The sequence below is a fragment of the Ensifer adhaerens genome (assembly GCF_013283195.1).
GTDB classification, from domain to species: Bacteria; Pseudomonadota; Alphaproteobacteria; order Rhizobiales; family Rhizobiaceae; genus Ensifer; species Ensifer adhaerens_G.
In genome coordinates this window covers 1,016,842-1,030,852 of record NZ_JABEKT010000001.1, presented here as the reverse complement: position 1 = coordinate 1,030,852, position 14,011 = coordinate 1,016,842, and the positions used below count along the sequence as shown (strand labels likewise).

At 61.6% G+C, this 14,011-nt stretch carries 15 protein-coding genes and 1 tRNA gene; 6 read left to right on the top strand and 10 right to left on the bottom strand.

Annotated features, from left to right (window positions below):
- Position 1: 1 nt before the first annotated feature.
- The 5 genes from LPJGGPFB_RS04830 to LPJGGPFB_RS04810 all read right to left on the bottom strand — a co-directional run bounded on the left by LPJGGPFB_RS04830 (position 2) and on the right by LPJGGPFB_RS04810 (position 5,664).
- Positions 2-1,006 (bottom strand): ABC transporter permease, encoded by a 1,005-nt coding sequence (locus LPJGGPFB_RS04830; RefSeq protein ID WP_173418975.1) that lies wholly within the window; start codon positions 1,004-1,006, stop codon positions 2-4.
- Complete coding sequence (locus LPJGGPFB_RS04825; protein WP_173418974.1) at positions 1,006-1,986, bottom strand: ABC transporter permease; 981 nt, start codon at positions 1,984-1,986, stop codon at positions 1,006-1,008. The genes LPJGGPFB_RS04830 and LPJGGPFB_RS04825 overlap by 1 nt, the downstream gene beginning before the upstream one ends.
- Positions 1,983-3,479 carry a sugar ABC transporter ATP-binding protein gene (locus tag LPJGGPFB_RS04820; protein WP_173418973.1) on the bottom strand — a complete coding sequence of 499 codons (1,497 nt, stop codon included), beginning with the start codon at positions 3,477-3,479 and terminating at the stop codon, positions 1,983-1,985. Before LPJGGPFB_RS04820 ends, LPJGGPFB_RS04825 begins: the two co-directional genes overlap by 4 nt.
- 257 nt (positions 3,480-3,736) lie before the next feature.
- Entirely contained in the window at positions 3,737-4,726 is a 990-nt protein-coding gene (rhaS, locus tag LPJGGPFB_RS04815; RefSeq protein ID WP_077504362.1) for a rhamnose ABC transporter substrate-binding protein, read from the bottom strand.
- A 125-nt stretch (positions 4,727-4,851) separates the two neighbouring features.
- A complete protein-coding gene (locus LPJGGPFB_RS04810; protein WP_173418972.1) occupies positions 4,852-5,664 on the bottom strand; it encodes a DeoR/GlpR family DNA-binding transcription regulator in 813 nt (270 codons plus the stop codon).
- 202 nt (positions 5,665-5,866) lie between these two features.
- Here LPJGGPFB_RS04810 and LPJGGPFB_RS04805 point away from each other — a divergent pair, with 202 nt between their 5' ends.
- From LPJGGPFB_RS04805 to LPJGGPFB_RS04780, 6 genes are all read left to right on the top strand, one after another.
- A complete protein-coding gene (locus tag LPJGGPFB_RS04805; RefSeq protein ID WP_173418971.1) occupies positions 5,867-7,966 on the top strand; it encodes a bifunctional rhamnulose-1-phosphate aldolase/short-chain dehydrogenase in 2,100 nt (699 codons plus the stop codon).
- Positions 7,967-7,979: 13 nt separating this feature from the next.
- Positions 7,980-9,272 (top strand): L-rhamnose catabolism isomerase, encoded by a 1,293-nt coding sequence (gene rhaI / locus LPJGGPFB_RS04800; protein ID WP_173418970.1) that lies wholly within the window; start codon positions 7,980-7,982, stop codon positions 9,270-9,272.
- 381 nt (positions 9,273-9,653) lie between these two features.
- Positions 9,654-9,908, top strand: a complete 255-nt coding sequence (locus LPJGGPFB_RS04795; protein WP_053250496.1) for a GlsB/YeaQ/YmgE family stress response membrane protein — start codon at positions 9,654-9,656, stop codon at positions 9,906-9,908.
- 77 nt (positions 9,909-9,985) lie between these two features.
- Positions 9,986-10,174 (top strand): hypothetical protein, encoded by a 189-nt coding sequence (locus tag LPJGGPFB_RS04790; protein WP_077504366.1) that lies wholly within the window; start codon positions 9,986-9,988, stop codon positions 10,172-10,174.
- Positions 10,175-10,268: 94 nt separating this feature from the next.
- Complete coding sequence (locus tag LPJGGPFB_RS04785) at positions 10,269-10,730, top strand: YbaK/EbsC family protein (protein ID WP_173418969.1); 462 nt, start codon at positions 10,269-10,271, stop codon at positions 10,728-10,730.
- Between the two features lie 121 nt (positions 10,731-10,851).
- Positions 10,852-11,238 carry a DUF930 domain-containing protein gene (locus LPJGGPFB_RS04780; RefSeq protein ID WP_173418968.1) on the top strand — a complete coding sequence of 129 codons (387 nt, stop codon included), beginning with the start codon at positions 10,852-10,854 and terminating at the stop codon, positions 11,236-11,238.
- 665 nt (positions 11,239-11,903) lie between these two features.
- Here LPJGGPFB_RS04780 and LPJGGPFB_RS04775 read toward each other — a convergent pair.
- The 5 genes from LPJGGPFB_RS04775 to LPJGGPFB_RS04755 all read right to left on the bottom strand — a co-directional run bounded on the left by LPJGGPFB_RS04775 (position 11,904) and on the right by LPJGGPFB_RS04755 (position 13,999).
- Positions 11,904-11,979, bottom strand: a tRNA-Phe gene (locus tag LPJGGPFB_RS04775).
- A 181-nt stretch (positions 11,980-12,160) separates the two neighbouring features.
- A complete protein-coding gene (gene yacG, locus LPJGGPFB_RS04770) occupies positions 12,161-12,370 on the bottom strand; it encodes a DNA gyrase inhibitor YacG (protein WP_173418967.1) in 210 nt (69 codons plus the stop codon).
- A 5-nt stretch (positions 12,371-12,375) separates the two neighbouring features.
- Positions 12,376-12,996, bottom strand: a complete 621-nt coding sequence (locus tag LPJGGPFB_RS04765; protein ID WP_025425878.1) for a Maf-like protein — start codon at positions 12,994-12,996, stop codon at positions 12,376-12,378.
- Between the two features lie 49 nt (positions 12,997-13,045).
- Positions 13,046-13,264 (bottom strand): translation initiation factor IF-1, encoded by a 219-nt coding sequence (gene infA / locus LPJGGPFB_RS04760; protein ID WP_004435948.1) that lies wholly within the window; start codon positions 13,262-13,264, stop codon positions 13,046-13,048.
- A gap of 267 nt (positions 13,265-13,531) precedes the next feature.
- Positions 13,532-13,999: an arsenate-mycothiol transferase ArsC gene (locus LPJGGPFB_RS04755; protein WP_173418966.1), complete on the bottom strand. Its 468-nt coding sequence runs from the start codon at positions 13,997-13,999 to the stop codon at positions 13,532-13,534.
- Positions 14,000-14,011 lie beyond the last annotated feature (12 nt).

Genomic DNA, 14,011 nt, shown 5'->3' with positions numbered 1-14,011 from the left:
CTCAGTGGGCGAGACGGCGGCGGGCGCGGCGCCACAGGATGGGCAGGGCGATCACCGAGATCAACAGCAAACCGATGAAGATCGACATGACGATGCCCGGCACGTTCAAAAGGCCGAACCCGAAGGTGACCATGCCCATGATCAGGGCGGCGAGCACCACCCCCGGAATGGTGCCGGAACCGCCGAGAATGCTGACGCCGCCAAGCACCACCATGGTCACGACCTCCAGTTCCCAGCCAAGCGCGATCGACGGACGGGTGGAGCCGAGGCGCGAGGTCAGGCAGATCGAGGCGAGCCCGGCCATCAGGCCTGTCAGCAGGAACAGCGTGAACTTCACCCGGTTGACGCGGATGCCGGAGAACAGCGCTGCGGTCTGATTGTTGCCGATCGCGTACACGGCGCGGCCGAAATTGGTCTTGTGCAGCACCACGCCGTAGATGACGGCGAGCACGACGAACAGCGTGAACTCGAACGAGAACACCCACCAGACATAACCCTGCCCGAACCAGGCAAAGCTGTCGGGATAGCCTGTGAACGCCTGGTCGCCGAGGATGATGAAGGACAGGCCGCGAAACAGGCTCATGGTGCCGATGGTGACGACGATCGACGGCAGGCCGAGGCCGGTGATCAGCAGCCCGTTGACGACACCACAGATCAGCCCGACAGACAGGCCGACAATCACCAACGCCGGCGTGTCGAAGCCGAGCTGGACGGCATAACCCATCGCCGTCGAGGCGAGCGCAATGATCGATGCGACCGAAAGGTCAATCTCGCCGGAAATGATCACCAATGCCATGGCGAAGGCGATCATCGCCTTTTCGGTAAAGTTGAAGGTGGCGTCGGACAGGTTCCACGGATCGAGGAAATAGGGCGAAGCCAGCGAATTGCCGAGGAAGATGAGACACGCGACGACGAGCAGCAGGCTTTCCCAACTCTTCAGCAGGCGCACACCGCGCCCTTCCAGGCGATCGGGAATGTTGCGGGGGGAGAGATGCGTTTCGGCCATCAGACAGCCTCCGCCTTTTTGAGGATGACGCGACCCTTGCGCCGTTCGGCCCGCGCATTGACGGCAACGGCAATGATGATGACCATGCCGGAGATCGCCATCTGGGCGAAGGGCGAGATGTTGATCACCGGCAGGGCGTTCTTGATGACGCCGAGGAACAGCGCGCCGAGCACTGCGCCCGGCACCGAACCGATGCCGCCGGCAATCGAGATGCCGCCGATGACGCAGGCGGCGATGATGTCGAGCTCAAAGCCGGCAGCGATATCGACATAGGCGACCGCATAACGCGACACCCAGAGGTAGCCGGAAAGGCCGGCCAGCGTGCCGGAGAGGCAATATGCGAAGAAGCGGGTGCGGCCGACATCGATACCGGTATAGACCGCGGCATGCGGATTGCCGCCGACGGCAAAGAAGGCACGCCCGAGCGGGGTGCGGGTCATCACCAGGAACATCGCCGCGACCATCACGACCGACAGCCAGGAGAGCACCGGAATGCCGGCAAGATCAGCGCGTGGAAAGCTCTTGAAGGCATCGCTCATCTGATGGGCATTGATCCACTTGCCGTTGGTCAAGAGGAAGATCAGGCCGCGATAGATGGTGAGCGTGCCGAGCGTGACGACGATCGGCGGAATGTTGAGCTTCCAGACCAGCGCGCCGTTGACCATCCCGAGGACCGCGCCAAGCGCCATCGCCGACAGGATGATGACCGGGATCGGCAGGCCGGGAAAGGCCGCGTTCAGCATCGCCGCGACCATACCGGAAAGGGCCAGGTTTGCCGCCATCGAAAGGTCGATGCAGCGCGTCAGAATGACGGCCATCTGGCCGAGCGCCAGGATGATCAGGATCGAGGTGTCGTTATAGACACGCGCCAGATTGGCGGGCGCGACGAAAGGTGGGAAGCGCCAGGCGATCAGGGCGATCAACACCAGGATCGCGCCGACGAGGAGCAGTTCACGGTTTTTCAGAAGCTTGGACATCATGCGGCCTCCGTGATGCCGGCGGCCGCGCGCACCAGCTTTTCCGCCGACAGCTCGCTGCGCTCGAAGCGGCCGGCGATGCGACCCTCGCGCATGACGATGACGCGATCCGACATGCCCATGATCTCGGGAATTTCCGATGAGACCATGATGACGCTGAGGCCTTGGGCCGCAAGTTCGCTCATGAAGGCGTGCACGGCGGCCTTCGAGCCGATGTCGATGCCCTTGGTCGGCTCGTCCAAGATGATCACCTTCGGCTTGGTTGCCAGCCATTTGGCGATGACCACCTTCTGCTGGTTGCCTCCCGAAAGCGTGCCGACATCCTGGTCAAGCGACGCGGCGCGCAGATCGAGCCTCGAGGTATATTCCCGTGCAAGCGCGAACTCGTTGGCAAGCTTCAGGAAGCCGGAGCGTGAGGTGCGAGACAAGGACGGCAGCGTCACGTTCTGGAAGATAGGAAGGCCGATGATCGCGCCCTGTCGGCCACGTTCTTCGGGCACATAGACGATGCCGCTCCTGATCGCCTCCGACGGGCTTCGGATCACCAGGATCTCGCCGTCGAGCCTGATGGCGCCCGCCGACGGGCGGGTGATGCCGATCAGCGACTGCATGAATTCGGAACGGCCGGCACCGACCAGCCCGTAGAAACCGAGGATCTCGCCGCGCCGCAGTTCAAAGTTGATGTCCTCGAATTCGGTCGGGTGGCGGTAGCCGGAGACCGTCAGCACCGGTTCGCCGATAGCGACATCCTCCTTCGGATAGACCGAGCCGACGGCGCGGCCGACCATCATGCGCACGAGGTCGTCCTGGGCGACGTCGGCGATCAGCCCCTCGCCCACCATCGTTCCGTCGCGAAACACGGTGTAGCGATCGGCGATGCGGAAGATCTCGTCGAACTTGTGGCTGATGAACAGGATCGCCTTGCCGTCCGCCTTCAGCCGTTCGACCAGCGCATAGAGCTCGTGAATTTCCTTGTGCGACAGCGCCGCCGTCGGCTCGTCCATGATCACGACGCGGGCGTCGACCGAGAGCGCCCGGGCGATGGCCACCAGATGTTTCTTGGCGATGCCGAGATCGCGCAGGCGGATGGTCGGATCGAAATCGGCACCGGCGCGATGCAGCAGCGCGCGCGCATCCGCATTCAGCTTCTTCCAGTCGATCAGGCCGAAACGGTTGCGCGGGGCGTGGCCGAGGAAGATGTTTTCGGCAACAGACAACTCGTCGAACAGCACCGTTTCCTGGTGAATGGCGGTGACACCGGCGCGTGCGGCCGAAAGCGCTGTCGGGAACGTCGTTTCCGTATCGGCGACACGGATGCTGCCGCCATCAGGCTGGTAGATCCCTGTCAGGATCTTGACGAGGGTAGACTTGCCCGCGCCGTTCTCGCCGACGAGCGCCGTGACCGAGCCCGGGTAAAGCGACAGCGAAACATCGGACAATGCCTTGACGCCGGGAAAAGACTTGGAAATCCCCTCGAGCGCGATGGCGGGTTTCATCCGCGATGTGGTCGTATCCTGCAGCAAGTTCAGTTCCGCCTGATTTGTGTGCCTCACACCGAGCGCACCGCAGTCTGAAAATGGCCCCTCACCCCAACCCTCTCCCCGCTCGCGGGGAGAGGGGGTCCGTTGGGAACCAGCCACTCACTGGTGGCAGGGGGACGGGCGAGTATGCCGCTTGTCCCTTCTCCCCGTAAGCGGGGAGAAGGTGCCGGCAGGCGGATGAGGGGCGGATGCGATCAAACGCCCCTCGCCGATCAGAAGATCTTGGCGAACTCTTCGACGTTCGAGGCGTCGTAGACGAACGGGTCGGCCATAGCGCCTTCATTGTTGTCGTCGAGCTTGACGGCGCCCATTCGGCCCATTTTCAGTTCCGCACCCGGCTTGGCTTCCGCACCGTTGATGAGATCGTTGGCGATCATCGTTGCAGAGTAGCCGAGATCGATCGGGTTCCAGATCGCGAAGGACTTGGATGCGCCCGACTTCACGTGGCCGGCCATTTCCGAGGGAAGGCCAAGGCCGGTGACGTTGATCTGGCCAACCTTGCCAGCGTCGGTGACAGCTTGCGCCGCGGCGACGATACCGACCGAGGTCGGCGCGATAATCGCCTTCAGGTTCGGATAGGACTGAATGAGCCCTTGCGTTTCGCGATAGGACTTGTCGGCCAGATCATCACCGTAGACGGTCGCAACGACATTGATGCCCTTGTAGTTGCCCTGAACCTTCTTCATTTCCTCGATCCAGACGTTCTGGTTGGTCGAGGTCGCAGTTGCCGAGAGCACGGCGACATCGCCACCTTCCGGCAGATTGTCGGCGGCGAGCTTGATTATCATGTTGCCGATCAGCGGGCTCGAAGACGGGTTGAGGTGCATCAGGCGGCCGTCCTTGGCGACGCCCGAATCCCAGGAGATGACCTTGATGCCGCGATCCATCGCCTTCTTCAGCGCCGGAACCAGCGCGTCGGTGTCGTTGGCGGAAACGGCGATGGCATCGACCTTCTGGGCGATCAGCGAGTTGATCACTTCGATCTGGCCTTCAGCGGTCGTCGTCGTCGGGCCGGTGTAAATCACCTCGACATTGCCCAGTTCCTTGGCGGCTTCCTGCGCGCCCTTGTTGGCGGCCTCGAAGAAGCCGATGCCGAGCGCCTTGACGACGAGCGCGATCTTCTTGTTTTCCGCATGCGCGGCATTGGCCATCAACGCCAGCGAAACGGCGGCCGTGACCATCAATGATTTCAGGATCTTCATTTCCACTCCTCCCATGGACCGGAACGCGATCGGGATGACCGCATCGTCCGGTACTGACCTTCTCCAATTCGAAACCGGCCCGGCCTTTTGCAACCGATACCGATCTTCCCCTCCCCTCGGCCGTCTCAAGCGGTCGAGGACGCAGTCTCCGCATCCGTACCGGCCCTGGCACTGGCGACCACCAGGCGCACGCCGGCATTTTCGAGCATCGCGGCATGCCTGTCCTCGATGCCCGAATCCGTGATCACAGTGGCGATCCGTTTCAACCCGCACAGGATGAGGCTGGAGCGCTTGTGGAATTTCGAGGAGTCGACCAGCACGACGAGTTCGTCGGCCTGATCGATCAATTTCTGTTCGGCCTGGATCAGCAGCGGATCCGCCTCCATCAGGCCGAGCGGACCGAGCCCCTGGGCGCCCATGAACATGCGGCGCGCATAGAAATTGCGCGTCACGTCATTGTCGAAGGGGCTCAAGATGATGTTCTGCTCGCGGTAGATCGTGCCGCCCGACAGCATCACCGTGTTCTTCGAATGCTTGAGCAGATGCTCGGCGATCGGGAACGAGTTGGTGAAGACCTGCATCCGGCGATTGGTCAGAAAGTGCACCATCTGGAAGGTGGTCGTACCGCCATTGATGATGATCGGCTCGCCGTCTTCACAGAGCGCAACCGCCTCCTTGGCGATCGCCTGCTTCTCCCGCGCATGCAGGCTCTCATTGACCTTGAAGGGGCGGCCAGCCAGCCCGACGAATTGCGGCGGATTGATCGCCTCGGCCCCGCCGCGCACGCGTCGCAGTCGCTTCTGGACATGGAGTGCTGCGATATCGCGCCGGATCGTCGCCTCGGAACTGTCGGTCAAGTCGACCAGTTCCGGCACCGTGACGACGGGCTTTTCCTGAACCGCCGACAGAATGATCCGATGTCTTTCTTTCTCGTGCATCCGCTCCTCCGATAATGTGCATGCTTCCATCACGACCAAACATTGTCAATCACAATCAATCATATTTTTTCATTGTGCAGTGCGATATGCGCGAATTTGATCGTTTTTGATTGACAACGACTTTCGACCCATGTGATCTGATGCCAACCACATCTCCACGCGGCCGCCAAGCTGCGAGGCAACGGACCGGGAGGAATTCGAGATGCTCGACAAGCAGCAGGGCGCGGGACTTGCAAACCTTTGGGATGATGCGAAGGCTGCGGGCATGAGCGAGCCTGAGCGTCTGCTCTATCGCTCGAACCTGCTCGGCTCCGACAAGCGCATCACCAATTACGGCGGCGGCAACACCTCGGCCAAGGTGATGAAAAAGGATCCGCTGAGCGGAGAAATGGTCGAGGTTCTCTGGGTCAAGGGCTCCGGCGGCGACGTCGGCACGATCAAGCTGGACGGCTTCGCCACGCTCTACATGGACAAGCTCAATGCACTGAAGGGCATCTATCGCGGCGTCGCGTTCGAAGACGAGATGGTCGGCTATCTCCCCCACTGCACCTTCGATCTCAACCCGCGCGCCGCCTCGATCGACACGCCGCTGCACGCCTATGTGCCGAAAAAACATGTCGACCACATGCATCCCGACGCCATCATCGCGATTGCGGCGAGCAAGGACAGTCAGAACCTGACCGACAACCTGTTCGGCGGCGAGATCGGCTGGTTGCCCTGGAAGCGGCCCGGTTTCGAGCTCGGCCTCTGGCTTAGCGATTTCTGCGCCAAGAACCCGCAGGCGCGCGGCGTCATCCTTGAAAGCCACGGCCTGTTCACCTGGGGCGACACGGCAAAAGAGGCCTATGAGACGACGATCGAGATCATCAATGTCGCGATCGGTTGGTTCGAGGAATACAATGTCGGCCCAGCCTTCGGCGGCGCCATCAAGCCGACGCTTGAGGCGGCTGAGCGGGCGGCAATCGCCAAACGCCTGATGCCGGTGATCCGCGGCCTTATCAGCACCGACGAGAAGAAAGTCGGCCATTTTGACGATAGCCAGGCCGTGCTCGATTTCGTTGCCGCGCGCGACCTGAAGCCGCTGGCAGCGCTCGGCACCAGTTGCCCGGACCATTTCCTGCGCACCAAGATCCGGCCTTTGGTCGTCGATTTCGATCCGGCAAACCCGGATGTCGACACGACGCTGGCCGGGCTGCCCGATGCGATCAACGCCTATCGCGCCGACTACGCCGCGTATTACGAACGCTGCAAGCACGCAGACAGCCCTGCCATGCGCGATCCGAACGCGGTCGTCTATCTCGTGCCCGGTGTCGGCATGATCACCTTTGCCAAGGACAAGGCGACGGCCCGCATCTCCGGCGAGTTCTACGTCAACGCCATCAATGTCATGCGCGGCGCTTCCGGGGTTTCGACCTATGTCGGCCTGCCGGAACAGGAAGCCTTTGACATCGAGTACTGGCTGCTCGAGGAGGCCAAGCTTCAGCGCATGCCGAAGCCGAAGAGCCTGGCCGGCCGCATCGCGCTGGTCACCGGCGGCGCCGGCGGCATCGGCAAGGCGACGGCCCATCGGCTGATGCAGGAGGGCGCCTGCGTCGTCATCGCGGACATCGACGAGGCGGCGCTGGCTGCTGCCGAAAACGAGCTTGCGGGCCGCCATGGCAAGGATTTCGTGCGTTCGATCAGCATGAACGTGACCAGCGAAGCGGCGGTCGAAGCCGGCTTCGGCGACACGTTGCTTGCCTTCGGCGGCCTCGACATCCTGGTCTCCAACGCCGGCCTTGCCTCCTCCGCCACCATCGAGGACACGACGCTGGCGCTCTGGACCAAGAACATGGACATTCTCGCGACGGGCTATTTCCTCGTTTCGCGTGAAGCCTTCCGCGTCTTCCGTAACCAGAAGGCTGGCGGCAACGTCGTTTTCGTCGCCTCGAAGAACGGCCTTGCCGCCTCGCCCGGCGCATCGGCCTATTGCACGGCCAAGGCGGCCGAAATCCATCTCGCTCGCTGCCTGGCGCTCGAAGGCGCGTCTGCCCAGATCCGCGTCAACGTCGTCAACCCGGACGCCGTGTTGCGCGGCTCTAAAATCTGGACCGGCGAGTGGAAAGAACAGCGCGCCGCCGCCTACAAGATGGATGTCGACGATCTCGAAGCGCATTACCGCGAACGCTCGATGCTGAAGCTCAGCGTGTTCCCGGAGGATATCGCCGAGGCGATCTACTTCCTCGCCTCCGACATGTCGGCAAAATCGACCGGCAACATCGTCAACGTCGACGCGGGCAACGCCCAGTCGTTCACCCGCTGAGCCGGAGATTTTGATGAATACCATGATCGGCAAGACCGTCGTCGAAGCGGAAAACCAACGGCGCGAGGCGGCTCTTCGCGAGGATTATGCCAGCCTTGGCGAAAGACTGGCCCGCCGCGGCGTCGACATAGACGCCATCAAGCGCAAGGTCGCAGCCTATGGCGTCGCCGTGCCTTCCTGGGGCGTGGGCACCGGCGGCACGCGTTTCGCCCGCTTTCCCGGCAAGGGCGAGCCGCGCAACATTTTCGACAAGCTCGAAGATTGCGCCGTCATCCAGCAGTTGACCCGGGCAACGCCCAACGTCTCGCTGCACATCCCTTGGGACAAGGTCAGCGACATCTCCGAACTGAAGCAGAATGGCGCCGCCCTCGGCCTCGGCTTCGACGCGATGAACTCCAATACCTTTTCGGACGCACCCGGACAGGCGCATTCCTACAAGTACGGTTCGCTGTCGCACAGCGACGCGGCCACGCGCGCCCAGGCAGTCGAGCACAATCTCGAATGCATCGACATCGGCCGGCAGCTCGGCTCGAAGGCGCTGACCGTCTGGGTCGGCGACGGCTCCAACTTTCCCGGCCAGAGCAACTTCACCAAGTCGTTCGAGCGTTACCTCGATGCGATGAAATCGGTCTATGCCGCACTGCCGGACGACTGGCGCGTCTTTACCGAACACAAGATGTTCGAGCCGGCCTTCTATTCGACCGTCGTCCAGGACTGGGGCACCAACTATCTGATCGCCCAGGAACTCGGCCCCAAGGCATTCTGTCTTGTCGACCTCGGCCACCACGCGCCCAACGTCAATATCGAGATGATCGTCGCCCGGCTGATCCAGTTCAAGAAACTCGGCGGCTTCCACTTCAACGATTCGAAATATGGCGACGACGACCTCGATACCGGCTCAATCGACCCCTATCGCCTGTTTCTCGTCTTCAACGAACTCGTCGATGCGGAGGCGCGTGGCGCGGAAGGGTTTGAGCCCGCCCATATGCTCGACCAGAGCCACAATGTCACCGATCCGATCGAAAGCCTGATGACCAGCGCGATGGAGGTCTGCCGCGCCTATACGCAGGCGCTCCTCGTCGACCGCGCGGCACTCGACGGTTTCCAGCAGGACAACGACGCGCTGATGGCAACGGAAACGCTGAAGGCAGCGTTTCGCACCGACGTCGAACCAATCCTCGCGATGGCACGCCTCGAAGGCGGTGGGGCGATCGCACCGGTTGCGACCTATCGGGCGAGCGGCTACCGCGCCAGGGTGGCCGGTGAGCGACCGGCCGTCGCCGGCGGTGGCGGCGGCATCGTCTGATACGCTTCTCGGCCGCATCTCAAAAACAACATGCAGAGCAACGACCGCTGCTCTGCATGTTTTCGTTACCTCCGCGTGCTTCCATGGATCGGCATCGACCTCAGGCGAGGTTCATGCGGCGTGTGTAACAGCATCCTTTGAGGGCCCTTTTCGACGCGTGGCATTGGATTGCCTGGAACAAATCTCCGTATTCATCCAAAAAATCGCCGCGCGATGAAATTGCCCCCTATCTGATTTGAAATCCTGGTCTATCTTTCCCTCTACAGCACCGCGCGTCCTGCGGCCGCACAAAGGTCGCTGTAGCACTTTGAATGCTGCGTGTTTTATCCGCAAACCGGCTAGACGAAACATGCAGTAGATCCAACGCAAAGGGAACCATTCATGGGTATCGAAAGCATTCTCGTATTCCTGATTGTCGGTGCGATCGCCGGCTGGCTTGCCGGCCTGATCGTCAAGGGATTCGGCTTCGGCCTGATCGGCAACATGGTCGTAGGCATCATCGGCGCCTTCATCGCCGGTTTCCTCTTTCCCGCCATCGGCATCAGCCTTGGAACGGGCGTGCTTTCCGCGATCCTGCACGCGACGATCGGCGCGGTCATCCTCCTGGTGCTGATCCGCATCGTCAAACAGGCGTGACGACATAGCGCCACGCATCCAAGTCGGACGGCTCGCCACCCGGCGGGCCGTGCCGAGACCAACGGAAGGAAGACATCATGAGCGAGCTCCACACCGACAACATCGAGACGGCGCTGAAGGCGTTCATGGCCGATCATCCCGGCAAACTGACGCGCGAGCAGGCAATCGCGGCGATCCTCGAAAACTGGTTCACCACCCATGGCTACCTGCCGACACAGCAGGAAGGCACGCGCCCCGAAAACCTTGACGCCTCCAACGACGATTGAGACAGCCTCGCCGTCGGCAGCGCTGCCGCGGCCTGAAGGCGTTCGTCCGCTCTTTTGCCATCCCCAAACCATTGCCAGAGCCTGAAGTCCCATCATGAGCCTTACCTCCGTCAAACAGTTCTTCTCCGAGCGCGCGCCGGATATCGACGTCATCGAACTCGAACAGAGCACGGCCACCGTGGCGCTGGCCGCCGAAGGACACGGCGTCGAACCCGCCCAGATCGCCAAGACGCTCGCACTTCGCGTCGGCGACGACGTGATCCTGATCGTGACCCGCGGCGATGCGCGGCTCGACAACAAGAAATACAAGGCCCGCTTCGGCACCAAGGCCCGCATGCTCGGCTTCGACGAGGTCGAGGCGGAAACCGGGCATCCGGTCGGCGGCGTCTGCCCGTTCGGCCTTGCCAAGCCCCACAGCATCTATTGCGACCTGTCGCTCAAGGCCTACGACATCGTCGTTCCCGCCGCCGGCGCAACCAATGCGGCCGTTCATATCAATCCGCAGCGCATCGTCGAATTGACCGGCGCCGAATGGATCGATGTTTCCGAAACGTGATCCACCTTTCGGAAACGTGGTCCGTGCCTTGGTATGGCCACAAAGCTTACCTGAAACCGACGTTGCGCCACGGCGGTGATTTGCCGCGGCCGCCCCTTGCACAATCAGGAAACCGTCCAGCATGAAGACAGTCGCGTACCCGCTCATCTTCGCCGCCACATTTTCCCCGGCGCTGGCGATGGATCAGTCCCTGGTGCGCCAGTTCGAAAAGCTCGACCCGCAGACCCGGCTGGAGCAGCGCTGCGACACCGAGGCGATGGAGCGCATCAACGCCGACAAGTCGACCTTCAAGCCGGACAAGGTGATCGCCTACACCTTCGCCGAACCGGTCATGAAAGAAGACAAGATGAAGGCGCCGGGCGCGGTGTTCCGCAGCAAGGGCGAATGGTACAAGCTGAAGTTCAAGTGCCTGACCGACGCCGAGCACCTGGATATCCTGTCCTTCGAATACAAGATCGGCGAACTCGTGCCGCGCGACAGCTGGGACGAGTTTTATCTCTACCCATGACCAGGCGGGCGGCAGATACGGCCGATGGATCCTGTCCGGCTAAGAGGCCGAATATTCAACCATTCAACCTGCTATCGCAGCCTAACGTCTCTTGAAGAGACGCAGCGCTGCATGAGACGCAGACATGAAGGCAGAACCTGCCTTCTCGCAGCCGCACGTCGTCTCGTGCAAAAATGTTCAGCGTGTTCGCGATAGCGGTATCGCGAAGGAACGAAAGCTTGAAGCGCGGGCCCTTATGATCGCGACGCGCTTTACAGAACAGCCATCAGAAACAGCAGCGAACCGAGCGACAGCGCTGCCATGATGCTCATCAGCATTTTCATCATGTGATCTGCCATTTCGTACATCCTTGCCTCTACTCCCTCAGGAATGAACGAATGCGTCTGCTTTTGGGGCGCGGCATGCCCGGTTGATCCCGAGCTCGAAACGCCCTGCTGGTACGGTCCCACGGGATCCGTGCACAATCTGCTATCAACGACTGAGGTTGCGCCGACATAGTTAACAATTGGTTAAAGATAGGTGTTTCGCCCTGGATCTAGCCCGAGCGATCGGCGACCGGCAAAGGCAGAGTGAGCGCCATGGTTTGCGAAGGCAGACGGCCTTGACGCAGGCAGCAGGCTCCGCGGAACCAGAAATTTCGAATGCGATGGGACCATTGGGAAAAATGGTGCCCGGAGGCGGATTTGAACCACCGACACGCGGATTTTCAATCCGCTGCTCTACCAACTGAGCTATCCGGGCATCCTGCCGTTGCGGGCAGCGGTTCCTTTCGGAACCCTCGGGGCGTTGTTTGTGCCCCGGAAGCGAGCGGGGTTATAACATGATGTTCGGCGGTGTCCAGCACCAAATGAAAGTTTTTTGGCAGTTATTTCAAAGAGTGTGGAAAAAGCCGAAAAACTGAGGATATTCAGGCAGATCGCGGTCAGCGATCGTCGTCGTCGGCTTTCGACTCGTCGTCTGCCACAGGAATGGCGTAGGAGCCCGAGAGCCAGCGGTTGAGGTCGACATTGCGGCAGCGATCCGAGCAGAAGGGATAGTGCTCGCGGTGCGAGGGGCGAGCGCATTCGGGGCAAGGACGCGGTGCGCGCAAGGGTGCGACGTTCGAGCCCGTCTTCTTGTCTTCGTCCGTCACTGCCTTCAGCCTTCCAGCCAACGATTGTGAACGTCGTAGCCTTCACCGACCAAAAGGCCGACGGTCTCATAGAGCGGCAGGCCGACGACGTTGCTGTAGGAGCCGACGAGCTTGACGACGAAGCTGCCGGCGATCCCTTGGATGCCATAGGCGCCTGCCTTGCCACGCCATTGGCCGGAGGCAAGATAGCTCTCGATGTCGAAACCGGAAAGACGCTTGAAGCGGACCTTGGTGTCGACCACCTTCTGGCGCAGCGTTTTGTCGGGCGTGATCAGGCAGACGCCCGTATAGACCCGGTGGCTGCGGCCAGACAGCAAATGCAGGGCGCTCGACGCTTCGCTGACGAGCTCGGGCTTCGGCAGGATGCGCCTGCCGACGCAGACGACCGTGTCGGCCGCCAGGATATAGCTGCCATCCCAACCGGCCTCACCCTTGATCGCGGCCAGCGCCGCCTTCGCCTTCTCGGCCGAAAGACGACGCGCCAGCGAGCGCGGATGCTCGGAACGCTTCGGCGTCTCGTCGAGATCCATCGGCATCAGGCGCGCAGGCTCGATGCCTGCCTGGGCCAAAAGCTCGACGCGACGCGGCGAACCGGACGCCAATATCAGTTTTTGAGCCGTTGTCATCGGAACGCGCCGTCACCCCAGAGATATGATGAAGCCACCTGTCGGCGGTTTACTTGAAGCGGTAGGTGATGCGACCCTTGGTCAGGTCATAGGGCGTCATTTCGACGAGCACCTTGTCGCCGGCCAGAACGCGGATACGGTTCTTGCGCATGCGGCCTGCGGTGTGGGCAATAATCTCATGTTCATTTTCGAGCTTCACGCGGAAGGTCGCATTGGGAAGCAATTCCGTGACCACGCCCGGGAATTCGAGGACTTCTTCTTTCGCCATGTAGGACTGTTCTTTCTGTGTTTGTTCGGCGATACGACACGCATCCCGAAAAATTCGCCGGAAACTACACAATCGACGAGGATTTGTGAACCGCTTTGCGCCGGCTTTTCCGCTTTTGTACTGCCTGATACCAACCTGCGCTGATATTGAACGATTGCGCCGGAGCGATTTAGCTCTTTGCCAAGGAGAAAACCGCAACCGGTGCCAAGCCGTCCGGTCGGGATTGTCGGCGCGTCCGTGCACCAAAAGCGTCGGCCGAGGTTGGTATTAGGCCTTTTCGTCCGCGGGCGCCACTACCAGACGGCGATTAATCAGCGTGGCCAGATGATCGCGAACGGCGCGATAGGCATCGACGATCTGCTCGCGCGTGCCGGTGGCAACCGTCGGGTCCGGCGTCGGCCAATAGACCACATCGACGGCCATGGAGCGCGTCAGGTCCAGCGCCAGGTGATGAGCCTCCGGCGCCAGTGTGACGATGAGGTCGAAATAATCGTCCTCGAGCTCGTCCAGCGTGCGCGGCTGATGCCGCCCGATGGACAGCCCGACCTCGTCCAGCACCACGTCGACGAAGGGATCGCGCTCGCCGTGGCGCACGCCGGCCGACGCCACATAGGTCCCCGCCGGCAAGGCCGCCTTGGCGAGCGCCTCTGCCATCGGCGAGCGGATCGCGTTCATACCGCACATGAAGAGAACGGAGCGTGGCGTTGTCAGTTGGCGCGTCGCGGTTCCCGTCATTCCGGTCTCCGC